Origin of the sequence: Ensifer adhaerens (assembly GCF_028993555.1) — a bacterium.
In the GTDB taxonomy this organism is placed as follows: Bacteria; Pseudomonadota; Alphaproteobacteria; order Rhizobiales; family Rhizobiaceae; genus Ensifer; species Ensifer adhaerens_I.
The window spans coordinates 1-25,266 of the sequence record NZ_CP118613.1 but is presented as its reverse complement, the minus strand read 5'-3'; the positions used below and the strand labels follow the sequence as shown (position 1 = coordinate 25,266).

18 protein-coding genes and 2 pseudogenes are annotated in these 25,266 nt (G+C 61.6%); 11 read left to right on the top strand and 9 right to left on the bottom strand.

The genetic code is table 11. The features are described from left to right. The first annotated feature begins 3 nt into the window (after nucleotides 1-3). From PWG15_RS35970 to PWG15_RS35960, 3 genes are all read left to right on the top strand, one after another. Nucleotides 4-972, top strand: coding sequence for a UvrD-helicase domain-containing protein (locus PWG15_RS35970; RefSeq protein WP_275028113.1), 969 nt, complete (start codon nucleotides 4-6; stop codon nucleotides 970-972). A 56-nt stretch (nucleotides 973-1,028) separates the two neighbouring features. After that, nucleotides 1,029-1,988: a hypothetical protein gene (locus PWG15_RS35965; protein ID WP_275028111.1), complete on the top strand. Its 960-nt coding sequence runs from the start codon at nucleotides 1,029-1,031 to the stop codon at nucleotides 1,986-1,988. Nucleotides 1,989-2,212: 224 nt separating this feature from the next. Beyond that, a complete protein-coding gene (locus PWG15_RS35960) occupies nucleotides 2,213-2,953 on the top strand; it encodes a DUF8608 domain-containing protein (protein ID WP_275028109.1) in 741 nt (246 codons plus the stop codon). Between the two features lie 319 nt (nucleotides 2,954-3,272). Here PWG15_RS35960 and PWG15_RS35955 read toward each other — a convergent pair whose 3' ends face one another. Genes PWG15_RS35955 through PWG15_RS35945 form a run of 3 tightly spaced genes read right to left on the bottom strand, consistent with a single transcriptional unit; the run spans nucleotide 3,273 to nucleotide 6,716 of the window. Continuing rightward, complete coding sequence (locus tag PWG15_RS35955) at nucleotides 3,273-3,485, bottom strand: hypothetical protein (RefSeq protein ID WP_127629353.1); 213 nt, start codon at nucleotides 3,483-3,485, stop codon at nucleotides 3,273-3,275. A gap of 6 nt (nucleotides 3,486-3,491) precedes the next feature. Next, complete coding sequence (locus PWG15_RS35950) at nucleotides 3,492-6,311, bottom strand: coiled-coil domain-containing protein (RefSeq protein WP_275028105.1); 2,820 nt, start codon at nucleotides 6,309-6,311, stop codon at nucleotides 3,492-3,494. A gap of 3 nt (nucleotides 6,312-6,314) precedes the next feature. Then, nucleotides 6,315-6,716 carry a plasmid mobilization protein gene (locus PWG15_RS35945; RefSeq protein WP_275028103.1) on the bottom strand — a complete coding sequence of 134 codons (402 nt, stop codon included), beginning with the start codon at nucleotides 6,714-6,716 and terminating at the stop codon, nucleotides 6,315-6,317. Nucleotides 6,717-7,385: 669 nt separating this feature from the next. Between PWG15_RS35945 and PWG15_RS35940 the strand changes: the two genes are divergently transcribed. The 4 genes from PWG15_RS35940 to PWG15_RS35925 all read left to right on the top strand — a co-directional run bounded on the left by PWG15_RS35940 (nucleotide 7,386) and on the right by PWG15_RS35925 (nucleotide 9,636). Continuing rightward, nucleotides 7,386-8,099 carry a ParA family protein gene (locus tag PWG15_RS35940; protein ID WP_275028154.1) on the top strand — a complete coding sequence of 238 codons (714 nt, stop codon included), beginning with the start codon at nucleotides 7,386-7,388 and terminating at the stop codon, nucleotides 8,097-8,099. After that, on the top strand, nucleotides 8,092-8,529 hold the full coding sequence (locus tag PWG15_RS35935) for a hypothetical protein (RefSeq protein WP_275028101.1): 438 nt from the start codon (nucleotides 8,092-8,094) through the stop codon (nucleotides 8,527-8,529). The genes PWG15_RS35940 and PWG15_RS35935 overlap by 8 nt, the downstream gene beginning before the upstream one ends. A 3-nt stretch (nucleotides 8,530-8,532) precedes the next feature. Next, a complete protein-coding gene (locus PWG15_RS35930; protein ID WP_275028100.1) occupies nucleotides 8,533-8,925 on the top strand; it encodes a hypothetical protein in 393 nt (130 codons plus the stop codon). Nucleotides 8,926-9,168: 243 nt separating this feature from the next. Next, nucleotides 9,169-9,636 (top strand): helix-turn-helix domain-containing protein, encoded by a 468-nt coding sequence (locus PWG15_RS35925; RefSeq protein ID WP_275028153.1) that lies wholly within the window; start codon nucleotides 9,169-9,171, stop codon nucleotides 9,634-9,636. Between the two features lie 48 nt (nucleotides 9,637-9,684). On the opposite strand, the gene PWG15_RS35920 is transcribed toward PWG15_RS35925, so the two are convergent. Next, complete coding sequence (locus tag PWG15_RS35920) at nucleotides 9,685-10,248, bottom strand: recombinase family protein (protein WP_275028099.1); 564 nt, start codon at nucleotides 10,246-10,248, stop codon at nucleotides 9,685-9,687. A gap of 492 nt (nucleotides 10,249-10,740) precedes the next feature. On the opposite strand from PWG15_RS35920, the gene PWG15_RS35915 reads away from it, so the two are divergent. From PWG15_RS35915 to PWG15_RS35900, 4 genes are read left to right on the top strand one after another with little or no spacing between them, the layout of a single operon-like run. Then, nucleotides 10,741-11,295, top strand: a complete 555-nt coding sequence (locus PWG15_RS35915; protein WP_275028097.1) for an RNA polymerase sigma factor — start codon at nucleotides 10,741-10,743, stop codon at nucleotides 11,293-11,295. Continuing rightward, nucleotides 11,276-14,491 (top strand): DEAD/DEAH box helicase, encoded by a 3,216-nt coding sequence (locus PWG15_RS35910; protein ID WP_275028095.1) that lies wholly within the window; start codon nucleotides 11,276-11,278, stop codon nucleotides 14,489-14,491. Before PWG15_RS35915 ends, PWG15_RS35910 begins: the two co-directional genes overlap by 20 nt. Beyond that, nucleotides 14,492-17,596: a sacsin N-terminal ATP-binding-like domain-containing protein gene (locus PWG15_RS35905; RefSeq protein WP_275028093.1), complete on the top strand. Its 3,105-nt coding sequence runs from the start codon at nucleotides 14,492-14,494 to the stop codon at nucleotides 17,594-17,596. It begins immediately after the preceding gene. 11 nt (nucleotides 17,597-17,607) lie between these two features. Continuing rightward, nucleotides 17,608-20,997 (top strand): TM0106 family RecB-like putative nuclease, encoded by a 3,390-nt coding sequence (locus PWG15_RS35900; protein WP_275028092.1) that lies wholly within the window; start codon nucleotides 17,608-17,610, stop codon nucleotides 20,995-20,997. A 65-nt stretch (nucleotides 20,998-21,062) separates the two neighbouring features. Here PWG15_RS35900 and PWG15_RS35895 read toward each other — a convergent pair. From PWG15_RS35895 to repA, 5 genes and pseudogenes are all read right to left on the bottom strand, one after another. Then, nucleotides 21,063-21,179 (bottom strand): annotated as a pseudogene (locus tag PWG15_RS35895) (integrase); the annotation flags it as partial. Further along, nucleotides 21,171-21,409, bottom strand: a pseudogene (locus tag PWG15_RS35890) (integrase); the annotation flags it as partial. The pseudogenes PWG15_RS35895 and PWG15_RS35890, both read right to left, overlap by 9 nt. Nucleotides 21,410-21,651: 242 nt before the next feature. Next, the gene (repC, locus tag PWG15_RS35885) at nucleotides 21,652-22,866 is read right to left on the bottom strand and encodes a plasmid replication protein RepC (protein WP_275028091.1); all 1,215 of its coding nucleotides are present in this window, start codon (nucleotides 22,864-22,866) and stop codon (nucleotides 21,652-21,654) included. A gap of 196 nt (nucleotides 22,867-23,062) precedes the next feature. Beyond that, nucleotides 23,063-24,052 carry a plasmid partitioning protein RepB gene (gene repB / locus PWG15_RS35880; protein WP_275028090.1) on the bottom strand — a complete coding sequence of 330 codons (990 nt, stop codon included), beginning with the start codon at nucleotides 24,050-24,052 and terminating at the stop codon, nucleotides 23,063-23,065. Continuing rightward, on the bottom strand, nucleotides 24,049-25,266 hold the full coding sequence (gene repA, locus PWG15_RS35875) for a plasmid partitioning protein RepA (RefSeq protein WP_275028089.1): 1,218 nt from the start codon (nucleotides 25,264-25,266) through the stop codon (nucleotides 24,049-24,051). The genes repB and repA overlap by 4 nt, the downstream gene beginning before the upstream one ends.

Sequence of the window (25,266 nt, the reverse complement as noted above, 5' to 3'; positions counted from 1 at the left end):
GCCGTGTTTGAGATCCTGCCTCTCACTCCTGAACTGCTCGCCGAACTTGGCGACGAGCTCGGCGGCTGCGATTTTAGCGATCCGAGCCAGACCGACTTCCTGGCGAAGGCCACCCCATGCGACGTCCAGGCCGCGCCCGGCAATGGCAAGACGACGCTACTGGCGGCGAAGCTCATGCTACTTTCGCGCAACTGGTTGACCCGCAGGCGGGGCGTCTGCGTCATCTCGCACACCAACGCCGCGCGGACGGAAGTCGAAGACTTGATCGCCCGTCACCCGACCGCGGCGCGGCTCATGTCCTATCCCCACTTTACCGGCACCGTCACGGCTTTCATCAACCAATACCTCGCGTTGCCCTATCTTCGAGGGCTGGGCTGGAGCTTTCGCCAGATTGACGACGACGCCTTCGCGGCTGAGGCGCTACGGCGGTATCCCGGTTGGGGCGTTCTCGACAGTCTCGCCAAGAGCAAAAAACTCAAGCTGAAGCGTAAGCTCGAAGAGTGGATTGCATCCCTTGATTTGGAGCCGAGCTTCGCGGACACACGTGCAGAGCCCCAGGCGCTAGCGGTGCGCTGCCGCAAAGGGCAATGGGGCGCCCACACCGATTGTGGGAAGGCGCTCGAGTCCCTCAAAGCCTCAATGGTCAGGAGCGGGCTGTATCGATACGCCGACATGACCGCGCTTGCGTGGCGCGCGCTCCGAGAAAATCCGGCTCTTGCCGACCGCCTTCGCGATCGCTCCCGCTCGTCATTCTTGATGAAGCGCAGGATACCAATGGCGACCAACTCCGGCTGCTGGAGCACGTCTTCAAGCAAGAAGGGGCGGCGTTTCAGCGTCTCGGGGATAGTAATCAAACGCTCTATGAAGACGATGCAGCAGCCCCGACCTATTGGACGCCAGGCCCCGGCTGCATCCCCCTCGATACGAGCCGCAGGTTCGGTGGCGATATTGCCGGTTTTGCGAGCCGGCTAACCGCACGTCGAGCTCAGACCATTGTGGGCCTGGGCATACGGCCGGCGTCGCGGGTGATGTTCCTGTTCGACGAAGCTACGATCGGGGGGGTTCTCAGAGCTTTCGCAGACGAGGCACGAGCGCTGTGGGGCGGTCATTGCAGCATGCGCGACGTCTGGGCGGTCGCATCACGTCACAATCTGGCCGGCAAGAAAGGGGCGTGGCAGCCGAAAAGTCTCGTCGACTATCATCCCGCTTATCGCAGCGAGGGCGCGTCTCGATCGAAAGCGAACCTCCTTTGCCGGCAGTTTCAGAAGGCCGCGGTTCACTACGACGCAGCCCGACCGCCCGCAGAGGTCAGTGAGATGCTCGCCGCAGGAGTGTCCGGACTGGCGCGTGCGCATGGTTGGAAAGCAGCGAATGATCGTCCCGTCACCGCGCACAATGTCTGGTCGGCGTTGGCCCATCGCGACCTCGCGTTGCCCCGCACCGTGCGTCGACTTCTGCGGGACCATGTGCTTGCCGGCACCGCAGTGTGGGAAGAGGCGGCATGGAAGGCGTTCATGGGAGCGTTGCTTCCGCTCTTCGGTCCGCCTCCTCAAGGCTCCGAGAGCGATATCGCGGATCTTTGCGCATTTGTCGCCGAACAGAAGGCGGATCTTGCCGATCCGGCGCGTCGCTCCACGAAACAGGTTCAATTCGATGATCTAACGCTGCGGCTGGGGTCAATCCATTCGGTCAAGGGCAAGAGCGTAGATGGCATTCTCGTCCTTGAGAGCGAGGTTTGGAAGGGCAGTAGTGCAGACGAACAGTGCATCGACCTAACCACGGTGCTTCCACGCGCGTTCGGCGTCACCGACGAGCTCTTTACGGGAGTAAGGCTCACCGCCGCGACGAATGTCTTTGTGGGCGTGACTAGGCCACGCGAATTGCTAGGCCTCGCGCTGCGAAAATCGCATTCGTCTGCAGTGGCAGCGGCGGCGCAAGAGCAGGGATGGACGGTTATCGACCTGACCACAAAGGTTCAACAAAATTGACGACGACTGCCAGATGTCCGCTTGTCAAATCACTCGGACCAAGTCCGAATGTTCCGCTCTGCCCCCAATTTAGACTTTCGAGGGCGGATCGCCCGCACCTTGCTCCGGCAGCATTATGAATTTCACTGGTTCGGGCCAACATGGCGAATACGAAATCCGCAAAAGGAGAGATGTCGGACAATTTGAACAAGGCTATACATGGCCGGATAAACGGGGATCGAAAAATGGCATCAAACCGCGAACTCTGGCCTGAGTTCTTCAACGAACTAGACTTTCCGGCATTCCCTTGTCCTTCATGTAGCCGGGGTCGGCTGGTTGTGGATCCAGAGACGTATTCAAAGGTGCGTTCCGGTAGCAGCGATCTCCACCTCCAGGAGCACGGCTATTCGCCTGACGAAGATTTCGGGCGCTTTACGTGCATCATGGTATGCAGCAGCAAATCCTGCCGTGAAGTCGTGACAGTCTGCGGCGACTATACCGAAGTGGAGACCTATGGCAGCCGTCGGGAAATTACGACGGCTACACAGAACTGGCCACACTTCATGGAACCGGCACCACCGTTGATGGACATTCCAGGCGAAACACCGACGGAAGCCGCGAAGGCGATGCAGCAGTCGTTCAACTCGTTTTGGGGTGACCGCGGATCGGCCGCCAACCGGCTTCGAATCAGCGTCGAACGCATCATGGATGCCCATGGCATCCCCAGGGAAGAGGGCCGCAATGAAATCAAATTGTTCAAGAGGATCGACCAGTTTGCTGAAAAGTATGCGGGCGGGTCTAAGGATACTTTAGACGCCCTGCGGCACGTCGGTAACCTCGGGAGCCATGACGGCGATGTGTCGAGGGAGGCTTTACTAGATGCCTACGAAGTTTACCAAGAGTGGTTGCGCAACTTCTACCGGGCCTATCCGGACCGAATAAAGGTGCTCACGGATCGGCTAATCAGGAGCAAGGGCAAGTACTAGCTTGTCCTCCAGACTATGCCCGTATCAAGAATCAAAGGGCAGCTCTTAATATAGACGCGCTCGGAAGCTACCAATCCACTCCCGGCCCCAAACACGTCATTCGGCAATCGGCTTGGCGGTGACCGCTGGTCCGCATGTCGGCCGTTCGTGCTGGCCGCAGCGAGCGACTGCCTACCACCGACACCTAAAATCATACTGCGGCCGCTACCGGGCGGCTCTCCGATTGCACGGCCTGCGAAAAGAGCAGTCTCAAAAGCAGGTCAGGTCCGGCCACGAAGACGAGCGCGATTGACGCCGATCTCGAAAAAACAACTGAGCGTTAGAAGGGCCAGAAGCCGGCAAGATAGGCCGCGGTATCATTTAGCCAAACCATGGTGTCGCGATACCAAGCCATGACCGAGTCATAGGCGACCTGGACGACGCCTAAGAACATCACAAACACGATAATCGCACCCAAGAACTTCCCGAACCCCTCGTCGCCTTTGGGGTCGTTGCTCTGGATGACGTACTGTTGACGGTTATCGTTGAGCATTGCCTCTTAACGGTCCCGGTCGTCGCGGTCGCGTTCCCTCTGTTGCATCTGTTCCCGCTCCAGCTCCTCGAGACGAGGAATATGCTGTTGGGCGGGGTCTGTCCGTATCGTTTCTCCGCTGCGCTGAGCGGCTTCCTTATCCCTATTTAGACGATCTTGTAGGCGATTTGTAGCATCGACGGTGGACGCCAACTCGTGAGCTTCGCGCGTGTCGTTGTCGATCGGCCGCCGATCCGGCTCATCGCGAGCTTCGCGTCCCTGGTCGGCAGCAGCATCGACATTCGCTGGCGCCTTCCCCTTTTCTTCGTCGAGGTCGGGCTCTGCTTCCGCAAACTCTTTCGCCAGCTCGTTCATATGGGCGTCGAAATCCCTTTGAGAGGGCGGCGCTGCAATCTTGAAGTCCGTGTCGACCGTGACGTAATCGACGCCACTCTCCCGAGCCGATGCGGCTTCCTCTTCATCATAGCCGTAGTCGGTTTCCGTCCGCGAGAGATCGACAACATCCTCTGGTCCAAGCTTGTCGAGTTGCCCATTCATATCCGAGAGGAATTGCCGTTCGGCAGATATCTCGCTTCGGGTCGCATAGCTGTCCTCTGCAATGTCACTCAAACGCTCATTCAGGCGGTCGATCCGCTCGGCTATGACCGTCTGCACCGCCTTAATGACGTCTGCGCGACTGTCATCCTGTCGGTCCTGCACTTCGGCTTGTTTTTCCGCGCGGTCGATGGCCTGTCGCAGATCCTGGTCCTGCTCGGCAACGTCTCTGAGGTAACTGTTTCCTTCGACAGCCAACCGCGCGGCCCTTTCCATCGCCTGCTGAAGGCCGGCTTGCAGCCCGCCTTTGCGGTCGGCCGAAAACTCGTCGGCCTCGATCCGATCAAGTCCCTCTCGGTGGTGCTCGATTTCGATCATGGCCTCGTTGCCGGCCTCAACAACAGCCTCGCCGTGCTTGGCGACCGCAGCGTCCCACTCGTCGTTGGCCGGATCACGCGGCTCGCTGCGAAGCGATTCGCCACCTTGCTCCGCCAATGCCTCTTTGCGCTGCTCGTACAGGTCCACCAGCTCACGCTTCTGATTGACGAAATCTCGGGCCAGGCCGGCTATCTCGTCAAAGTCCGCCCGATCGTCTGCCGAGACCGACCGCTCCAACTTGAACAAGGCCGTCTCGACCTTCTTCTCGTAGGTCTCAAACTCTGCTCGTGACATTTCGCGCAATTCCTGACCCTCCAAAACCACCTCCTGCAACGTAGCCAAATTGATGCGGAAGGTCGATCCAAATTCCGCGCGTATGACAGTGCCGCCCGTTTCCGTCTGCGCTTTTGAAACGCTTGATTCTAAATACTTTTGGTGCTGCGTGGCATAGGCCACGGTCTGACGATCACCACCCGCCAGAGCGACCTTCTGCCATGATTCCTGAACCTTTATGATGTACTGCCGGCTCCGATCGCTCTTCGCGACCGTGCGTCGGCCGCTACGCTTGGCGTCGTATCGCGCCTGCGCAGCCTCGCTCGTCCCGACATGCTCTGTGCGGCCTTCGCGGCTCACCGGCCGGACCTGGGTGCGCGTGAATGCCGGCGGGGTGGCAAACTCGCGCCGGTCCGTCATTTCCATTTCAATGCCGTGCTCCCGCGCCTTCTCTGCCATGACCGATCGCCATTCGCGAAACACGGCAGGCGTCGTCTCGATGCGATTACCGGAATCCGATTTCATCGCCACGATCGCATGGGCATGCACATGCGGACGCTTTCCCCCCTCCCCCGCCTCTTTCGGATCGCTAGCCGGATCGTGCATGGCGAAGACATACCGGTGGCCAGCAAACTGATGCGCCAGAAAGTCGCGAACCGCGGGTTCGAACGCGGCAACGTCGGTTCCGGCCCGAGCCGACATAATGACGTGCATCACGTCGCGGCTCTTGCGGCTGTGGAGCTCGCCGCGCCATTCCTTCTGCACTAGATCGCCCGCGATCTTCTCATTCGCTATCGACTGGCCGCGATCGTCGCGAACGTCGTCATGCCGATCGACCAGCCCGCGCAGGCGGCTGGCGCCGAACTCGACGCCATTTCCGTAGCCATGAAAGGAGAACTTCGCCGCAGCCTCGCCCGCGGCCGCGCTGGCGTCGTATCTCGCCTGGATGATGCCGGCCGCCTTCACGTCGCCCGTTAGCCGCTCCCCCTGCTCACTTCGCAACACGACAAGCCCCTGAACGCTCACGGAGCCGCCCTCATTTTTTGCGATCGCATAGGCATAGCGCCGGTCGCCAAAACCGCTCGTGAGCGTGCTTCTCACCTGCTCGTGCAATGCCGTATCCGAAGCAAAGCCGGACGCCGCAATTTCGACGGAAAAACTCCCAATGTCGCGGCTTTCCGCGCGGTTCTGAAAAAGGTGGTCCCAATCGCCACGGATGCGCGCCAATTCCTCCCGCCCCTCGAGGATCCTGCCGCTTTCATTCTCCACCTTCAGCTCGCCGCCACGGGACACATAGTTCAGCATCGCACCGACCCGAGCACCGCCGCCATAGGACGCCATTTTAACGACTGCCGGCTGGCTTCCCCTTGCGACGGCCGCTAGCCGCGCCTCCATCGGTCGGGCGCCCGTCGCCACCTGCGCTCGAGGAGCCGCCCTGCCCTTCGATGCAGATCCACGTCCACCGGATGCGCCACTTGAGCCTCCGCCGCCACCTGCAGCGCCGAGTTGAGCCAACTGCTTCAGGCGCCTTCGCATCTCTTCTTCGGCCGAAGCGCCTCGCCCGCCAGACGACATTTCGTGCAGCAGCGCTGCGCGCCGCTGCTCCCATTCGCTGGTGAATGCGCCGAAGAAGATTTCCAAAGGCTACTTCTCCCCTCGACGCTGATAACCAGCTCGCCGCGTCAGCGCACGCAGCTCGCTCATCACGGCCGCTTGAACCCGCTGCACGTTCTCAAGGTTGATGTCCAATTCACTTGGGTGGACACCACGGCCGCTGTTGAGCGCCCTCGCAACCTGGTTCAGGTTGATCCCGATCATCCGCATGTCTTCGAGCAGAGCCGCCATCACCAGCCGGTCATCGCCGGTCAGCATTGGCCGAACCCCCGCCCCCTCCAAAAGCAGCGACCGGAAAAAGCTGGACACCGTCATGCCGGCATCCTCGGCGGCCTTCTCGATCGCCGTATGTTCGTCACCCGTGACGCGGACATGCACGGTGCGATCTTTCTTCGTTGGCTCGAGAAGAGCGTTGAATTTCCCGTCATCCATTTGGCCGTTGGCCCCCTACTGGCGCTTGCGTCAGGTGATCGAGGGCTCGTCCCTCGATTGCAGGAAAAGGGCGTAGCACATTTTTCCGTATCCTGCCTCTCCAAATTGTAAGGGGAAATTCGACTAAACAACTCCTGCCCTCGCTACGCTCGTCCTTTTGTTCTTCCGGACGAGGGAACGCTCACCAGGGTTCACCTCCGAATCCGCTTTTGAAGGCCTTTGTCTGCCCCTCGTACTCAGCCGCAAGGGACGCTCCGCTCTTCGCCCTTGCGGCTTCCGTGCGAGCGTCAAAGGCGGCCTTACGCGGCTCCGGGGTTCACTGATCGGGCGGAGCGTTTAGGTTGGCGCCGCACCGAACGCCGTCGAATGAAGCGGCCGGCAGTCACATGCCAATGTCGTGTTGATATTTCACACGAGCTAGCAGCACGATCGTTCCACATCATGTGTTTATGGGGCGATTGCGAAAATGGTTTCACATCGTGGAGGGAATTGTTCACATCCTATAGCCGTGGTTTAGTTGGTTCGATTGACTACACGGGGCGGTAGTGCAATGATTCCACATCGTACGGGCAATTGTTCGCATTATGTGCAAGTGCGACGCGGAAACTCCGTGCAAGTCCACGACGAACTGCCGGAATGAATTTGGACCAGCAAAGGGAGTTGCGACGCTTGCCACTATTTATTTCTGCCGTGAGCGGCAAAGGTGGGGCTGGGAAGACAACAGCAGCAATCTTGATCGCCGGGGAGTATGCGCTTCAGGGGAAGCGTGTGCTTCTCATCGATGCAGACGGCCGCCAAAATCTGCAGGAATGGTGGAAGCGCTGTGAGGCAAAGGACAACCTGCCTGCCAACATCGAGCTCATAACCGCCGCGCGCCAGACCACCGTTCAGCAGCTCCTGGAGAACGAGGCGAACAAGTTCGACGTCGTTCTGATGGACTCGCCCGGCCAGGACACGGTTCTAAGGGACACGATCATCGCAGGGTCCGATATTGTGCTGACGCCGATCCAGCCGAACCAGGACGAGATCAAGGCGGCGGGACAGGCGGCGAGCGACACGGCGGAGATCTCCGACAAGGTGGGGCGCGTAATTCCGCACGCCAACTTCGTCACCAGAATCACAATGCCCGCGAAACTGCTGGAAGCCTATCGCCTGATCAGGCCGTTCGTGCAGAACCTGCAAGAAGGGGGCTACGACTCCTATCTGCTCCAAACGGAGCTTATGGAGCGAAATTGCTACCGCGAAATTCGAAACGGCTATGGCACCGTGCAAATGCTCGATCTTACAGAGTCGGTGAAAAAAGCGAGGGCGGAAGTTATGAGCTTGGTTCGGGACATCGAAGCGCTTTTGGCAGGCAAGAAAGAGGTAGCAGCGAATGGCTAAGGGTCAAACGACCGTTTCCGACTTTGCAGTCGCGCCGCGTCGCAGCCGCTCACTGGAGCAAGCTGCGACACCGACGAACTCTGCAACGAACCCGGCTGAGCCGTCGACAGAAACCAGGAATGCAGATCAGCCTCAAGAGCCTGTACCGGTCGGCACTGAGGCTGGTCAGCCCGTCAATGGTCTGATCGCCCCGACAGAAGAAGCTCGGCGCGAACGGGCCACCATGAGAGCATTGCAGCGAGAGGATTCGAGAGTTCGCTTGCGCGACCTGAAGAGGGCGCGCGATCGGGAATCCAAACACTACGTCAATTGCCCGCTGGATTACGACACGAAGATGCGGCTGCAAAAGGCCGCCATTGAGAACGACGTGAAGATGACGGTCATCATGAAGGCGGCGATCGATCAGTTCCTCAAAGATAACGGCTATTGACCGATGATAGGCCGCGGGTTCCTCCTTGGCGTGGCCGTCGGCTGCGTCCTCGGCGTGTATATTGCTCCCCATCTCGGCCTCTCGACCATCGGTATTGGGAACTTTTCAGAAAGCAACTTGCCTCAATTGAATATTCTGAGAGCCGTACCCGAAAAGGCTACGTGGCCGACAGACGATCAGGCCAAAGTCCAGCTCTTCAGACTATCCAAATGGGATATACGTAAGCATGGAAACGGATCAAAAGTGATCATCAATCGTTGCATCCGAATTGCCGGTACCGAGATCGCTTGCGAGCTTGCCGCGCACCTCAAGTGGGTCGAGGGCGAAACGCGAATTGAGGCGGTTTTTCAAGGGAAAGACGGCGACTGGACGATGATAGCGGCAAAGAATCGGTGATTGCTTTTCTCGTCTGCTTCACCATTGTAATTGTCGGTTTGTTGCCCGAATGCTCGGGCGCGAGCTGAAGCATTTCGCTTCGCGGACCCAAAGCAATGGCGATCGGAATCCCCCCAAATAGGTAGGGAAATCACTATGACGCTTCTCAGGCCTCTGTGCGAAATTGCTTCACTGGTGCATGCTGACCGCTGAGGCGGTATAAATAAAGAAGGGTAAAGGTCGGTGACTGATGCAAAGAGCTTGATGCGTGCACGAGGTCTGGTTGAAACAACCGATCCGGAGTTTCCTAGGCCTGTCTTTCGCCAACCTGGGTTCGACGGCATTCTTACCGCAAAGGAAATGGACGAAAAGATCTCGGCCTGGCTCAAACATACACGCGAGGCCAAGGGTATCTCCCGCGCCGATGCAGCGCATTTGCTCGGACTGTCGGTAACTGTTTACGGCAGGTACGAGCGGTCAGAAAGTCGAATGACCGTCCCCCGCCTGATTCATCTCTGTGAGATCATGGGCTTTGTGCCCCTGGATATGCTCTTCGACACAGCGCCGCACTTGTGGGGCAAGACGCCAGAAGAAGCCGAGGAGCGCCGAACTCTGACGCGGCTTATCGAACGCCTGCCGCCCGAGACTATGCGCGATTTGATTCGGCTTCTGAAGCGCATGACCCCAGGGGAAGAAGTGGGCGCGGCATTGTCTACAAGCGAAGGCCACTAAGCGGCCTTGCACCGCTCCTGCGCTTGAGGCTTCAACAGCCTCACTGCGTCAGCTTTGCCGGGCATTGAACCTTCGGCTGACGCTGGACTTGTTCAATCCGAGAATCTTCGCGGCTTGTCCGATGCTGATTTCGCCGCTGGCGATCCGCGGCCGGATCGCAGACCACTGCTGGTCCGTCACCTTGAATTTGGGTCCGGCCTTCTTGCCTGCTGCCTGTGCGGCCGCCAGACCTTCGAGGGTGCGCTGCTGAATTACGTCGCGCTCGAACTGCGCGAAGGCACCAGCGATCGAGAAGAACAGCCGGCCATTGGGCGTGGTGGTGTCGATGAGTTCCGTAATGGAGTGGAGACCGATCTCTTGCATGTGCAAGCGCTCGGCGAGCGCGAGCAGGTCATGCAGGGATCGCGAAAGGCGATCGAGGCGCCAGATGCACAGCGTATCGCCGGCGCGAAGATAGCGAAGCGCGTCCTCAAGGCCGGGCTTTATCACAGCGCCCCCGCTGATCCTGTCGGTGAATATCCTCGAGCATCCCGCCGCTTTGAGAGCGCGCTGTTGCATATCGAGGTTCTGTTCGACGGTGGAAACCCTTGCATATCCGATCTTCTCGCCCATCATACCCCGTTGCGTAATTAAGCATCCAATTCATCGATTATGCAATCGTGCCCGGATGAGCGGCTTTCGGCAACTGATTTCATTGCGTTTTCTGCGGCCTGTGCAACGGGTGCATAAACGATCCTTTATGCAACGACGCCGACTTCAAGCACGAGATCTAGGAGGCTCCGATCGCGCGGGTGAATGTCTGCGCGCTCAGCTTTTGAAAGCAGGTTACCTTCGAGTATGACCCTGCGAGCCTTGATCGGCATGCTACCCGGAAGGCAGGAGAGAAAATCGGTTAATGAACGCGTCGTTACGCCACCAGATTCAGGATCACGAACTGGAATACTAACGCTCCCCAAAATGCGCAACGGTCGCTAGAATTGCGTCGCGCCTAGATTGTGGTGTTAGGGGGGACTAGCGGCGAATTGCCGAAAATTATTTCTGGAGGAGCATCCCAAATTACCTGCGTGCGGCGCAGTACTCTTTAAAACGCTTGGTGCCCGATCAATGAACGATGAGGCGACGCATCTTACCCCCGGCGAGGTTCGCCGCATCATCGGCCGGCTGCGCAGGCCAGATCTCTTACGCCTTGCGACGCTCGCCCGCGTCTGGGCGACCGGTCTGCGCCGGTATGACGCGGACGACTTGCTCAACGAGGCGCTCGACCGCGTGCTGTCCGGACGGCGGCCCTGGCCGATTGATGTGCCGCTGCCCCCCTTTCTGTCGCAGGTGATGCGCAGCATCGCCAGCCAGTGGCGGCAGGAGGATCGCCGCGAACCGCGCAAGGATGATGAGACCGAAGAGGTGTTCGAGGAAGAGATGCATAATCCGGGCGCCGGCTACGAATTGGGCGACCTGATCGCGCGGATGCGGCGTGCGCTCGGGACTGACCCACCCGCGCTGGGCGTCTTCGAGCACATCCTCGCGGACAGCGACCGTGAGGATGCGCAGGCCGCACTCGGCATGAACGCCACACAATATGACACAGCGCGCCGGCGAATGGTGCGCCAGATGTTTGAAGCCTTTCACGCAGGATGGAATTATGAGCCCCAGCGTCACTGACGATCGCGCGCTTGCGCTACTGGCCGAAGGCGTCCTCGACGCCAGCCCGGAGGAAATCGTGCGCGTCGCCGTCGCCAACGGCGTGGACGTGGTAGCGCTCGAGACGAAGGTCCGCGCCATGATCGAGGCCCGCGTGGCCGCAGCCGAGCGGTCGGAACGGACTAGCTTCTCGGTCGGCGAAACCGTGGCCCTGCGTTCCGACCCGAAGCGAGTCGGCGTGGTCACCTCGATCACCCCGAGCAACCGCGAGACGCGCTACGGCGTGTTCATCGACGGCCGCATGGAGACGCTTTACGCGAGCCAGCTGCTGCCGGCCGACATCGCGCCGGCGGCCATCGGTGCGACCATCAACGAGTTGAATGCGCGGCTCACCGCGCTACAGCTCGCGGCGCCCAGCCTTGCCAATCTCTATTCGCTCCAGGCCGGTCGCATCGACTTCATCCCCTATCAGTTTCGTCCGGTCCTGAAGTTTATCCGGGCCGACCGTCCACGACTTCTGGTCGCCGATGAAGTCGGCGTCGGCAAGACCATCGAGGCCGGACTGCTGCAGCGCGAGCTGCAGGCGCGCCGGCCATTGCGCTCGGTCCTGATCGTTTGCTCCAAAGCGCTCGTCGTTGAGGAGAAATGGCATCGCGAGATGCGTCGCTTCGATGAGGAGTTCGTGACTCTGTCCAGCAGAGATCTGCGTCATTGCCTCGACCAGACGGACCTGGATGGCGAATGGCCAGAACGCTACGCCCGCGCGATCCTGCCCTTCTCGCTGGTCAACGAGAACCTGCTGCACGGCTTTCCGACGCGGCGGGGCGCCGCTTTGTCGAAGGGGCTGGCAACGCTCGACACGCCGCCGCGGTTCGATCTGCTGATCGTTGACGAGGCGCACAATGCGCGCAACACCGACACCAACCTCCATCAGGGCCTGAGACTCCTCGCTGACAATGCAGAGGCGGTCGTGCTGCTGACCGCCACGCCCGTCCAGCTTGGCACGGGCGACCTCTTCTCCTTGCTCAATCTGCTTCGGCCCGACTTGGTCATCGACCGTCCGACATTCGAACGGATGGCCGCGCCTAATAGTGAGTTAAACGCCGCGGTCGCTGCGATCCGCGCTGGCCAGGCCGGTTGGCAGCGCGAAGCGCTCGACCATCTCGGCCGGGCCGCGGCGACCGATTGGGGCCGGGTCATGCTCGCGCCTTCCCCCGAATATCGCGCGGTCACTGCGGCGATCGGCGAAACGCGCGACGATGAGGGCCGCGTGCGCCTCATTCATCGCGTTGAGGCGCTCCACAGCTTCGCCTCGATGATCAGCCGCACCCGCCGCCGCGACATCGGCGCATTCACGACGCGCAAGCCGCGGACCGAAGCCGTTCCCTTCACGGCCGAGCAGCAGGCGGTGCATGACGCCATCCTTGAGGTGCAGCGTTCAGTGTATCAACGCACTCATGGCTCCGGGCCGCTCGGGTTCCTGATGACCACGATCCGACGGCAGGCTGCGAGCTCGCTGCACGGGCTCGTGCCGTTCCTGGAGACGATCCTCACCCGGCACCTGTCGGAGATCGAACGCGTCGAGATCGACGATGAGGCCGTAGACGCGCTGGACAACGGCGTCGACGCGATCCGCGACGAGGTCACCGAGGTGCTGGCGCAGGCGCGCCTCCTGCCTGAGAGCGATCCGAAATTGGATCGCCTGCTGACGATCGTCACCGAGAAGGCGATGATGGCGAACCGGCGGCTGCTGGTGTTCAGTGCGTTCCGCCACACGCTGACCTACCTAGAGAGCGCCTTGCGCCGACAAGGCGTCCGCGTGGGCCTCATCCACGGCGACGTCGACGACGACGATCGCCGGGCGCTTCGACGCGCCTTCGCGCTGGACCCGACGGACCCCGACGCCGTCGACGTGCTGCTGTCCTCCGAGGTCGGTTCGGAAGGTTTGGACTTCCAGTTTTGCGACGCCTTAGTGAACTACGACATCCCCTGGAATCCGATGCGGATCGAGCAGCGCATCGGCCGTATCGACCGCTACGGGCAGACCAGCGAGACCGTGGCGATCTACAATTTTGTCACCCCAGGCACGGTCGACTTCGACATCTACGAGCGCTGCCTGTTGCGCATCGGCATCTTCGAGCGCGCCATCGGCGGCAGCGAAGCGATCCTGGGTGAGATCGCCACGAGATTACAGCAGGTGGCGGAGGACTTTTCGCTGACCGACAGTGAGCGCAGCGCCCGGCTTCAACAGCTTGCCGACAATGAGATCCGGCAAATCGCCGAAACCGAAGCGCTGGAAGAGCGCGAGGCCGAACTGTTCGGCGTGCGCATCTCGCGTCGCATCGACGATGAGATCGCGAAGGCGTCGAGCCGCTGGCTGGAGCCTGCAGCACTGGAACGGCTGGTCAACCTTCATCTAGAGCGCACACTGGAGGTCGGCCGCACGCCGATTTCGGGCCAGGGACCGGTCAAGACGCTGCGCCTATCGGCGGACGCCCGGCGGCGGCTAGTGCCGGCGCGCGCGCGGGGCGGGCGTCCGAGCGTCGCCGAGCGCGAGTGGGAGGCTTGGTTGCGCGGCGATCAGCAGATGCTCGGCCTCACCTTCGACCGCGAGGCCGCCAATGCCGATCGGAAGCTGGCGTTCATTACGCCCGTGCACCCGCTGACCCAGGCCGCTGCACGCGCTTTGGCCGGCGATGAGGAGATTCATGTCTCGATCGCGGCGCCAGCGTCTGGTCTGCCGGCCGGCGCACATCCGTTCGCGATCTATCAGTGGCAGCTGGTCGGGCTGAAGGAGGATGCGATCCTCGTGCCTGTCGTCGCCGATCCCGAGGTCGCGCACGCCTTCATGGACCTGCTTGTCTCGGCGCGAGATGCGGAGGCGGCGGAACCGCCCACCGCGTCGATGCTGGAGGCGCTGGACAGCTGGCATCACGAGCTGTGGTTGGCGCGGCGCGCAACGCATATTGCCGAGACGGCGGAAATAGCGCGGTTTCGCCGCGACAGCCTCAATGCGAGCCACAGGGCACGTATGGCCGTCCTTGGGGAGCAGCTCTCGCTCGCGAGCGAGGAGCGGATTCGGCGCATGCGCACGGCCCAGATCGCCCGCGCTGCGGCCGACCACAAGGACGCATTGACAAGCCTCGCGCAGGACGAGGCGCGGGCTGACATCCTGGCCCGGCGGGTCGCCGCCGGCGTGATCGAGCTGGAGGAGTGAATGGTGGAGAGCTTCGAGGCATGGCTCGACGCGCTGCGCAAGAAGCGTGAGCGCTGGGTCGCCGCAAGTCATGAGAACGACTTCGACCGCGGCATCTGGAACGCCACGGTCGAGAAATATGCCGATCCGACGCACTTCATCTTCGAGCTCCTCCAGAATGCCGAAGATGCGGACGCGACCTGGGCGCGCTTCGAACTCACGCCGGACGCGGTGATCTTCGACCATGACGGCCGCCCTTTCGAGCGCCGAGACATCGAAGGCATCACCGGCATCGGCAACACGACGAAGCTCGAGGAGGCGAACAAGATTGGCTGCTTCGGGATCGGATTCAAATCGGTTTACGTGGTCGCGGAGAGACCGCAGGTGCATTGCACGATCGAGGGGCGGTCTATAGCGTTTGCCATTCGCGACCTGGTCGTGCCCGAGCTGATCTCTGGCGCCCATGGGCCTGCGTCCACGCGCTTCATCCTACCGCTTCCGGCCAAGAGCGCGGCGGCGACGATCGACAAGGTCCACTCGACTTTGGACGAGGCGGGCCCTCGCAGCCTGCTCTACCTGAAAAAGCTAAGACGGCTTGATTGGACCGACGGCTCGTCGCGCGCGCACTGCGTCGTGGAGGATGACGAAGAAGGCATCCGCTCGCTTCGCACCACGACCAACGGCAAGCCGGCGCAGGTCGACCGCTTCCTGGTGCTTTCAAGGCCCGTTCGCCGCGATGGGAAAAGATCTGATCTCACGGTCAAGATCGCGATGCGCCTCAACGACGGCGGCGAGATCGTGGCTGAGGCGACGCCGACGCGCTTGTCCGTGTTCTTCGAGACCGAGGAGCAGACCGGCCTTCACATGCACGTACACGGGCCGTTCCAGCTCACCGACAACCGCGCCAACATCAAGCGTGACAATGAATGGAACGAGCATATTGTCGACGAGCTTGCGGCGCTGCTCGCCGAGAGCCTGCCAAGGCTTCGCGACCAGGGGTTGATAAAGCGCAGCTTCCTTGAGGTGCTGCCGAATCGGAACGACGATCTCTCCGAACCCTGGGATCGGCTCCGGACGGCTGCGATCGCAGCGTTCCGCGAGCATCCGCTGGTGCCCGCCCATTTTGGTGGCCATGTCCGCGCGGGCGACGCGGCCAGAGGCCCTGCGGACATCCGCGACCTTCTGAGCGACGAAGGGCTCGCGGCCTTCGCCGGCCTGCCTAGCAGCCGCTGGACGACCGGCGTCCTTCGCAACAGCCGGTCGGACGCGTTTCTTTCGAGCCTGGAAATTGCGGAATGGGGCGGCGCCGAACTGCTCGCGGCATTCCAGCGCGCCTTCGGCCCGATCCATTCTTACAGCTCCGACGCCGATGTCGCACGCGCGGCTTGCACGTGGTTCGACGGTCTCGACGACGAGGCTGTCCAGCGGCTCTATCTGCTGGTCGACGCCGCCATCCGGACGCAGAAGCGTTTCGTTTCGTTGGCGAACGCGTCGTTCGTCCGCCTTGAAGACGGCAACCGCGCAAAGCCGGTCGACGCCTTGCTGCCGCCGACCGGCGTGCCGATGGATGAGGAGGCTACGTCGCACGGCCTGGTGCTCGTCTGTTCGGCGCTCCTTCGGGCGGGTCGTGGCCGCGGCAAGGACGTCGAGCAATTCCTGCGCCGCGTCGGCGTCAACGAAATCGGCGAACGCGATTATCTCCGCGCGATTATCAACGCCAACTACGCGGCAGGCGCTTCGCCGCCGACAGTCGAGCGCCATATGCGGCATATGCGGCGCTTCCTGCGCTGGCATGCCGAGCATGGCGACGTCCGCATGCTCGAAGGCGTCGCTTTTCTGCGGGTCGAAGGCGCCGAGGGCTATCACGCCGCCAGCGCGGTTTATCTCGATCAGCCGTACGTCACGAGCGCCCTCAGTCTCATCTATGACGGCAAGGTGAAGGGCCGTGACCGCCGGCCGCTCTGGAGCGGCTATGACCGGCTGAAACGCGAGCAATTGCTGGCGCTGCTCAAGGCGCTTCGCGTCGAAGACAAGCTGGCGGTCTACCGTACCTCGATCCCCTACACGCATCCGCATCGGAACGAACTGGTCTATGGTTTTGGTTCGGCGCGTGTGACCGACAGCTGCGAGAATTTCGACTACACTATTCCGCAGTTGCCGGCCCTCCTGGCACGATCCAATCCTGACATCTCGAAGCAGATCTGGCGCGCGATCGCGGCAGTAGGTAGCCACGTGATGCGCGCCTCCTATGCCCCGAACCAGACGCACGAGCCCCACCGAGCGCCTTCGACCCTGGCGCTGGGCTTGCGCGATGCGGCTTGGATTCCCGCAAAGGATGGATCGCTGCGCCGACCAAGCGCCATCACTGCGCCCGAGCTGGCGGACGGCTTCTCAACCAAGGGCAATGAGGAGTGGCTGCACGCGATCGGCTTCGCCGCGGAACACCGTCGCCGCTCGGAAGAACATCAGGCGCGGCGGAGTGCGGCACAGGCGATCGGCCTTCCGGCGGAGCTGGCCGATCAGCTGGCGACGCTGTCGCCTGAAGCCGTCCAGGAGCTTGGCGACGAGATGCTTCGGCGGGTCGCGAGCGGCGCGTTCAGCACGCCCGAATTTCCCGAACGCGAGGCGCCCAATCCCGAGCGGCGCGCCGCCCGTATGGCCGAACGTGCGCGCGCGGCGCCGCCAAAGACCTATGAGGTCCGTGAGCGCAGCGTCCGTACGAGCGACAGGGACGCGCGTCAGTCGGGGCGGACCTATCTTTGCGATTACTATACGAATGATGCCGGCGAGATGGTCTGCCAAGCCTGTCATCAGAGGATGCCGTTCAATCTCCCGGACGGCTCGCCCTACTTCGAGGCACCGGAGCTAATACCCGATGCCTCGGCCGAGCTTGCGGAAAACCATCTCGCGCTCTGTCCGACATGTTGCGCGAAGTGGCGCCACGCGCGCTCCACGACCGATGCGGACGTGGTCGCGGCACTGCGCTCGGCGGCGGCGCCGCAGATCGCTGTGATGCTCGCCGACGAGACCACCCTGATCCGCTTCGTCCAGGTCCATCTCGACGACCTTTGCGCGATCATTTCCGTCACCGTTGACGACGCGACAGCGCCGGCCGAAACCATATGATGTACTAGGCGATGTTAAGAATCGGCCCCGATCTACAGTTCAGCGCCACGGACCTGGTCGGCCACTTGAATTGTGGCCACCTGACCGCCCTTGACCTCCAGGTCGCCGATGGCGCGCTGGAAAAACCCAAGATCTGGGACCCGCTGCTGGAGATCCTGCAGCAGCGGGGCGCCGTGCACGAGGCCGCCTATATCGAGCATCTCGAAGCGTCCGGGCTCGCGATCACGGTGGTCGAGGGCAAGGGTGTCGACGATGCTGCCGTCGCCGCCACCATCGCGGCTATGAAGGCGGGCGCGCCGATCATCGTCCAGGCCGCGCTGCGCACCGCACCGTTCTCAGGACGGGCCGACATCTTGCGCCGGATCGAGGAGCCGAGCGATCTCGGGGCCTGGTCCTATGAGGTCATCGACACCAAGCTCGCCCGCGAGACCAAGGGCGGCACGGTGCTGCAGCTCTGCCTGTATGCGGACCTCGTTGGAGACATCCAGGGCCGCGCCCCTGAGTTCGCGTATGTGGTCACGCCCCTTTCTGATTTCGCGCCTGAGCGGTTTCGGGTCAGCGATTATGCTGCCTACTACCGCAATGTCCGGGACCGTTTCGCTGCTTCCGTTGACGGTGATTCCGACACATACCCAGAGCCGGTGGCCCATTGCGATATCTGCCGCTGGCGGGGGCGCTGTAACGATCAACGACACCAGGACGACCACCTTTCGCTTGTCGCCGGGATCACTGCCGTGCAGAGGGGCGAGCTCGCCAGTCACGACGTCACCACAATGACTGCCCTGGCCGCGCTCCCCCTGCCGCTGCCGTGGAAACCGGAACGCGGCGCGGCCGCCTCATATCATCGAATGCGGGAACAGGCCCGTATCCAGGTCGACGGCCGGGCGGGTGGCCACCTACTCCATGAGCCGCTGCCGGTCGAACTAGGTTTCGGCTTGTGCCGTCTTCCGGAGCCGGACGACGGCGACATCTTCTTCGACCTCGAAGGCGATCCCTTTGTTGGCGAAGGCGGCCTCGAATATCTGTTCGGCTATGCCTTCAAGGGTACGGACGGCACGCTCACTTACGTCGCTGACTGGTGCTTCACGCCGGCCGATGAAAAGGCCGCCTTCGAGCGCTTCGTTGATATCGTCATGGAACGCCGGCAACTTCATCCCGGCCTGCACATCTATCACTATGCGCCCTACGAGCCGGGCGCGCTCAAGCGCCTGATGGGGCGCTACGCGACGCGCGAAGAAGAGATCGACGCGCTGCTGCGCGGGCAGGTCATGGTCGATCTCTACTCAGTGGTCCGCCACGCCATTCGGGCCAGTGTCGAGAGCTATTCCATAAAGAAGCTCGAGCCGCTCTACGCGTTCACGCGCGCCGTGCCGCTGCCCGATGCTAACTATGCCTTGAGCAAGGTGCAGGCCTGCCTCGAGCTCGGGGATACGGGCGGCATCGGCGCGGACGATCAGGCCGTTGTCGCAGGCTACAACCAGGACGACTGCGTCTCGACAGCGCGGCTGCGCGACTGGCTGGAAAACCTGCGCACAAGCGCCCTCGCCTCCGGCGTCGACATTCCCCGACCGAGCCCGCCGGAAGAAGCAGCCCCGCCGGACGTCACCGTCTGGCAGGCGCGGATTGACGCGGTAGTAGCGCGGCTGACCGAAGGCATTCCGGTCGACCCGGCGGAGCGCAGCGCCGAACAGCAGGCGCTCTATGTCCTGGCGAACGTGCTCGACTGGCACCGCCGCGAAGCGAAGGCGATCTGGTGGGAGTACTTCCGGCTCGCGGCGCTCTCTGCGGAGGATCTGGAGAGCGAGCGGGCTGGCATCGCCGGCCTCACGTTCGTGGATACGGTCGGCGGCACTGTCAAAGCCCCGATCCACCGTTACCGCTTCCCGCCGCAGGACGCGGAGTTTCGCGGAGGGGAGGATTTGCGCAGCGCCGGTGGCGAGCGGTTCGGCAAGGTCGAAGCCGTCGATCTGGAACATCGCTTCATCGACATCAAGAAGCGGGGCGATACCGCCGCGTTCCATCCCGAGGCGATCTTTGCGCATACCTACATCGACACGGGCGTCCTCGCCGAGTCGCTGGTACAGATCGGCGAGTACGTGGCCGATCACGGCATCACCGGTCGCGGCCGGTACAAAGCCGCCCGCGATCTCCTGCTACGGCTGGCGCCGGATGTCGGCGCCGTGCCGCTCCAGCAACCGGACGAGAGCGCCGTCGATGCCGCCTGCCGCCTTGTCCGTGCTCTGCAGGGCGTCCTCGCCATCCAGGGACCGCCGGGCGCGGGTAAGACCCATACCGGCGCCCACGCGATCTTGGCCCTCGTCAAAGCCGGCCTCCGTGTCGGCGTGACCGCCAACAGCCACAAGGTCATCCGCAACCTGCTTGAGAAGGCTGCCGAGGAAGCCGAAAAAGAAGGCTTCGATCTGCATTGCCTGCACAAGGTCATGGATCCGGTCGACAATGTCCCCCACATCACCGCCACGACGAAGAACCCGGATGCTCTCAATGCCTTTGCGAGCGGCCACCATGTCCTCGGCGGCACGGGATTTCTGTGGGCGCGGTCCGATGCGGCCGGCCTCGTCGACGTGCTGTTCGTAGACGAGGCCGCACAGATGTCGCTCGCCAATGTGCTGGCGATATCGCCGGCCGCGAACAATCTGGTCTTGCTCGGCGATCCGCAACAGCTCGAGCAGCCGATGCAGGGGTCGCACCCGGAGGGCACGGACGTGTCCGCTCTCGATCACCTGCTTGGCGGTCGCCAGACGATCGCTGAGGACGAGGGCCTGTTCCTCGATCAGACTTGGAGACTGCACCCGGACATTTGCCGTTTCACGTCCGAACTGTTTTACGAAGGCCGCCTGCTCCCCCGCCCCGGCCTCGAAAATCAGACCTTCCTGATAGACGGCCCGCTCGGCGGCGCCGGCCTGCGCTACGTCGCCGTGCACCATAGCGGCAATCAGAATTGCAGCCCGGAGGAGGCCATTCGAATCCGCGACCTTGTGAACGGAATACTCGACTCGGGCGCGCGCTGGCGTGACCGCGAGGGCAGCGAGTCACCGCTCACGCTGAATGACATCCTGATTATCGCGCCCTACAACGCGCAGGTCTTCGAGATTCAGGAACGCCTGCCCGGCGCGCGGGTCGGCACCGTGGATAAGTTCCAGGGTCAGGAGGCCCCCATCGTGATCTATTCGGTCACGACCTCCACCCATGCCGACGCGCCGCGCGGCATGGAATTCCTTTACAGCGCGAACCGCCTCAACGTCGCCACCTCCCGCGCCAAGATCCTGTGCATCCTGGTCGCCAATCCGGACGTGTTCGAGCCGGACTGCCGGACGCCGCGCCAGATGCAGCTCGCCAACGGCTTCTGCCGCTATCTGGAAATGGCAGATGCGGTCAAATAGGATGACGAGCTTCTCCTTGCCGCTCTTGGTGAGTGCTTCGGGCATGCAAGCGAACATCGGTGGACTTAGATAACCAGCCGTGCCGCCCGGCCCGCCTTGCGCTCGGCATCGTTATAGTAGCTCGCCGCCTGCGTCACCGATTTGTGCAGCGACCGCTGCATCGCTTCGGGCAGCGGCATGCCGTGGCTCCCCTCCTCGGCGCGTCTCACCGGATCACCAGAGGTGATGGGCCACGAATTTCAGAAGTAATGCCTCCGGCGCCGGCGAGATGCTTCAGGGTCGCGACGTCGTCGTCGGTCAACAGTTCGGCGAGCTGGTCGCGGCGGTCGAACGGCAGGATGGCGTCCAGTGCATCGAGCTCCTCGGCACGGCGGTGGAGGGCGTCGGTCGTGGCGAGCGGGGATTTCGCCATGGGTTCGGCCTTTTGAGCGATGAATTGCCCGACGTTAGCTGCTTTAGCACTCGAGAACAATCAATAGCGAACTCTGCAAGACCAGATCAATCGGAGTACCGGAAGCGAAAAGCCGCCTCGCTTCCGTTAACTGATTTTTAACCATGGAATCGTTGCACTTAGCTCAACGGCCATACCAACACCGAACGACACGGCGCAGGCACCGCGCGCCGGATCGCTCGATCGGAGGCAAGAAGGGATCGTCAGGACGCATGGCGCCTGGTCGGAGCATTCGCCCGTAACAGCGCCATCAGCATTGGCCCGAGCGAAAACTCGCCGCGCGCCGCCTTTCGCGTAAGATCCCGGAGATAGCCGCCGGCATTGTTGATGTGCCCTCCCCTTTCGAGGATGCAGGCGACAGCAACTGCGGCATTCTGCTGTCCCATGACTTCGCAGGCGTCCTGATAGGCTGACGGGCTAACCCCCAGCGTCGATCGAACGACGACCGCCGCCGACATCAGGTCGCGCCAGCTTCCAACCGCGCCGCCCGGTCCATAATCGTTGATCTCTGGGCAGGCCTTCAGCACCATACCCAACGGAAATGCCTTTATCGGCTCCCGCGCCGGCCGGATGTCCTGGCTCGGCTTCGCCCCCTGCTCATTTCCAGAGCTAGGTTCAAATTCATTGCTGGATTCGGTATTTGAATTCTGTATGTGGCGTTCATTTTGATCAGCATTGCTGCCCATATCATCGGAATTTTCCTGAATTTCCAGCCGGTTGATGATTTCCTCGCGCAGCATCTCCATTTCCTCGAGGATTTGCTGTAGATCGGCAGCCGTCGGCGTGCGGGGGATGCGCACGGTCAGGCCGAGAAACATCTCTTCCATCTGTCCCCAGTCGCCGGCAGCCCCCTCCTCTACCGCAGCGCTGATCAACTTGCGGACGTCGCGCCGGCAGATCGACAGCGCTTCCCTGGTAATGCGGAAGCGCTTGCGCTCGGTCGCCACCTGCTGCGCGGCGTGCGCGAGCTCCTCGGCGCGCGCGAGCAGCGGCGCTAGGCTGAAGCCGAACGCCTCCTCGATTGCGCCGGTTTCGTCCTTGCGCGCATAGCGCTTGCCGTTAGCGCTGTCCTTCCGCTGGATCAGACCAGCGTCGACGAGCGCCGCGAGATGTCGCCGCAAGGTCGTACCGGCAATACCGTGCGCGCGCACGGAGAGCTGATCGTTCGACGGAAAGACAACGAGGCCGCGGTCTTCCGAGAGCTCGTTGTCCGGATAGAAGGTCAGCAGCGCATCGAGGACCGCCAAAGCGCGGTCCTGGACGCCGAGCAGCGCCCTCGCCTCACAGGCGTCACGAAACACTTTCCATTTGTCGGCGGTCTTGCCTGATTTGATTTCGGCCGTCCGCATCTGCCCTCTAACCTGGGCAAGCGAAACCGGCCGCCGCCCGAAGGGCGTCGTCACATTTCCAACCTGCATTTTCCTTCACCTTTCAGAAGGCAAAAGAAATCCGCTCACCAAAACGGCGCCAAAGACTCTTGACGGGGATTCGTGAAAATGCGATTCTCAGATTGCTTACATATGAGAGAGGCTTCCACGACGGCGACGTTTGGGGGCCTTTTTCTTTTGCGGTTCTATGTCTCCTATTTGCTCCGATTGTCAGCTGACAACTCGATTAGTCGGCTGATTTTCCGTGTTTTTCCTGCTCAAACATCGCAACGAACTCGTGCATGTGCGAGGATAGGAATTCTGCGAATTCTGCCGATGTTACCGTGATCTTCGAACCCCGGCCGTTGCGTTCGATTGATGCGAGCGGCAAGCCCTTTTTGGTTCGCACCGCTTCAACATCCTTCGATTTTTTCTCGGTTGCCGTCATAGCCTTCCATAGACGATCGAACCGCTTGTTGGTTTCGTCCGCCAAAAAATCAGGCGCCTGCATTTCCTTCTCGAGCCGTTTGGCCGACGTGCTATCCTTCAGCCTTTCCGCGAAAGCCAGCCAGCGCGGCCGCCCGACTTTCGGGGCCGGGCCTACAGCCAGGATAATTTCCGATGGGACACCTTCGGCAACTTGCAGCAGCCGGGAGATCTCCGGCTTGTCGACAGACAATGCCTTGGCAATCGTATCGCGGTCGAACCCGTGCTCTTCCAAACGTCGTGCGAAAAGAGCCCGCTCAATGAAACTGAGATCGACACGAGGGCCGTTCTCCTGGCCCTGCGCGAGAACGACCTGCTCGTCAGTCAGATTCCGGACAATCGCCTTGACGGAATGACCGAGGTCGACTGCAGCACGCAGACGTCTGTGGCCGTAGGCCGCCTGATAATGGTTCGGCTTGGCAGGGTGAGGTCTGACGAGGATAGGTACCTGCTGGCCGCTGCCTGCGATCGATGCCTTCAGTTCGTCGAACTGCGGATCCGCTTCGAGCGGTATACGATCCCGAACGAATGAGACCTCTACGAGAGCGGGATCGAGTTCGACCACCTTGTCGCCGGCCGCGATCGCTTCGCGCAACTCCTTGGCGGACGCCGCCTCCTCGTTCAAACGACCGAGCGACAGGTTCATGGCGCGCACAGCGCCGGCTGGCTTGTGTGCCACCGGCGCTTGCGGAGCTTCCGTCTTGTGCTCGGCCGAGCTCACCATGCTCTTGAGGATGTCTCTGCCTTTCATGCCCTACCCCATGAAGTTCGAATAAGGGTTTCCACTTCGGAGTTCACGCTGTCCATCGCTTCAACGGCCCTGTCGTAAGTTTGGCGGTGCATCGTTTCGCGGCCCGCCTCGTAGATCGTCTGCTTGGAAAGGCCCGCGTCGGAGACAGCGGTCGACTTGACCATCATCGAAGTCAGGACGCGTTCGCCAAAAAGGCTTCTGAGAAACGCAACGATTTGTGCCTGAGGCCCGTCATTCGGTTCGTACCTGGTCACCAGGTACCGCATCCAGTCGTAGTCGAGATCACCTCCAGCTTCTTTAACCACTCCGAGCAGATCGGAGGTCATGGACAGAAACTGGTTCATCGATGCTACATCGAGCATTTGAGGGTGAACGGTAATCAGAACCGAAGTTGCCGCACAAAGCGCCGACAGCGTCAGGAAACCGAGAGTCGGGGGGCAGTCGATAACTACGACATCATAGCGATCTTGTAGATCCATGAGCGCATTGCCGACACGCATGAAGAACATGTCGGTATCAGCGGAGTCCCGAGATGCGAGAGCCCGCGGCGTGTCATGTTCAAACTCGTGAAGCTCCAGGTTCCCAGGTATCAAATCCAACCCTGCGAAATAGGTTTGCCGGACCACCTCCCCTACAGGGCGCCGTTCGGCGTCGTAGCGGATAGCACCATAGAGCGTCTCATTGTCGTTCACATCGAACTCAGGCTGGAAGCCGAGCATGGCTGACATGGAGGCTTGAGGATCGAGGTCGACCGCCAATACGCGATAGCCGCGCAAGGCAAGATACTGGGCCATATGCGTTGCGGTCGTTGTTTTACCAGAGCCGCCTTTGAAGTTGGTCACCGCGACCACCTGAAGGTGATCGCCTTCGCGGCGGCCAGGCAAATAAGCTGGCTTCGTTCGTCCGAGAAGCTGCCGGATGGTGTTCACTTCTTCAAGCGAGAACGTCCTTCGGCCTGCGGCCGTCTTTTCGGATGTGACGGCCTCTTCCTGCGAGGCAATATGCCGGACGTAGCTGTCAGTGACACCGAGAAGCTTTGCGGCCTCCGTGCTACTGAAACGCCGAAGCGTTTTCTTTGCATTGGGCGAAAAAAGCTTCTCGAATAAGATCTGCAACTGGCCACTGAGCGAGGCCGAGTCGTGCGCTATGGTTTCGTCAATTGAAACACGGGAGTGCTTCTGTTGCTTTTCAACAATCGCAGCTTTTGTCGCCAT

Coding starts and splice junctions, on each gene's coding strand:
- PWG15_RS35965 (WP_275028111.1), top strand. CDS start 1,029: ATGTTCCTGTTCGACGAAGCTACGATCGGGGGGGTTCTCAGAGCTTTC.
- PWG15_RS35960 (WP_275028109.1), top strand. CDS start 2,213: ATGGCATCAAACCGCGAACTCTGGCCTGAGTTCTTCAACGAACTAGAC.
- PWG15_RS35955 (WP_127629353.1), bottom strand. CDS start 3,485: ATGCTCAACGATAACCGTCAACAGTACGTCATCCAGAGCAACGACCCC.
- PWG15_RS35945 (WP_275028103.1), bottom strand. CDS start 6,716: ATGGATGACGGGAAATTCAACGCTCTTCTCGAGCCAACGAAGAAAGAT.
- PWG15_RS35935 (WP_275028101.1), top strand. CDS start 8,092: ATGGCTAAGGGTCAAACGACCGTTTCCGACTTTGCAGTCGCGCCGCGT.
- PWG15_RS35930 (WP_275028100.1), top strand. CDS start 8,533: ATGATAGGCCGCGGGTTCCTCCTTGGCGTGGCCGTCGGCTGCGTCCTC.
- PWG15_RS35925 (WP_275028153.1), top strand. CDS start 9,169: ATGCGTGCACGAGGTCTGGTTGAAACAACCGATCCGGAGTTTCCTAGG.
- PWG15_RS35920 (WP_275028099.1), bottom strand. CDS start 10,248: ATGGGCGAGAAGATCGGATATGCAAGGGTTTCCACCGTCGAACAGAAC.
- PWG15_RS35915 (WP_275028097.1), top strand. CDS start 10,741: ATGAACGATGAGGCGACGCATCTTACCCCCGGCGAGGTTCGCCGCATC.
- PWG15_RS35910 (WP_275028095.1), top strand. CDS start 11,276: ATGAGCCCCAGCGTCACTGACGATCGCGCGCTTGCGCTACTGGCCGAA.
- PWG15_RS35905 (WP_275028093.1), top strand. CDS start 14,492: ATGGTGGAGAGCTTCGAGGCATGGCTCGACGCGCTGCGCAAGAAGCGT.
- PWG15_RS35900 (WP_275028092.1), top strand. CDS start 17,608: ATGTTAAGAATCGGCCCCGATCTACAGTTCAGCGCCACGGACCTGGTC.
- repC (WP_275028091.1), bottom strand. CDS start 22,866: ATGCAGGTTGGAAATGTGACGACGCCCTTCGGGCGGCGGCCGGTTTCG.
- repB (WP_275028090.1), bottom strand. CDS start 24,052: ATGAAAGGCAGAGACATCCTCAAGAGCATGGTGAGCTCGGCCGAGCAC.
- repA (WP_275028089.1), bottom strand. CDS start 25,266: ATGGCGACAAAAGCTGCGATTGTTGAAAAGCAACAGAAGCACTCCCGT.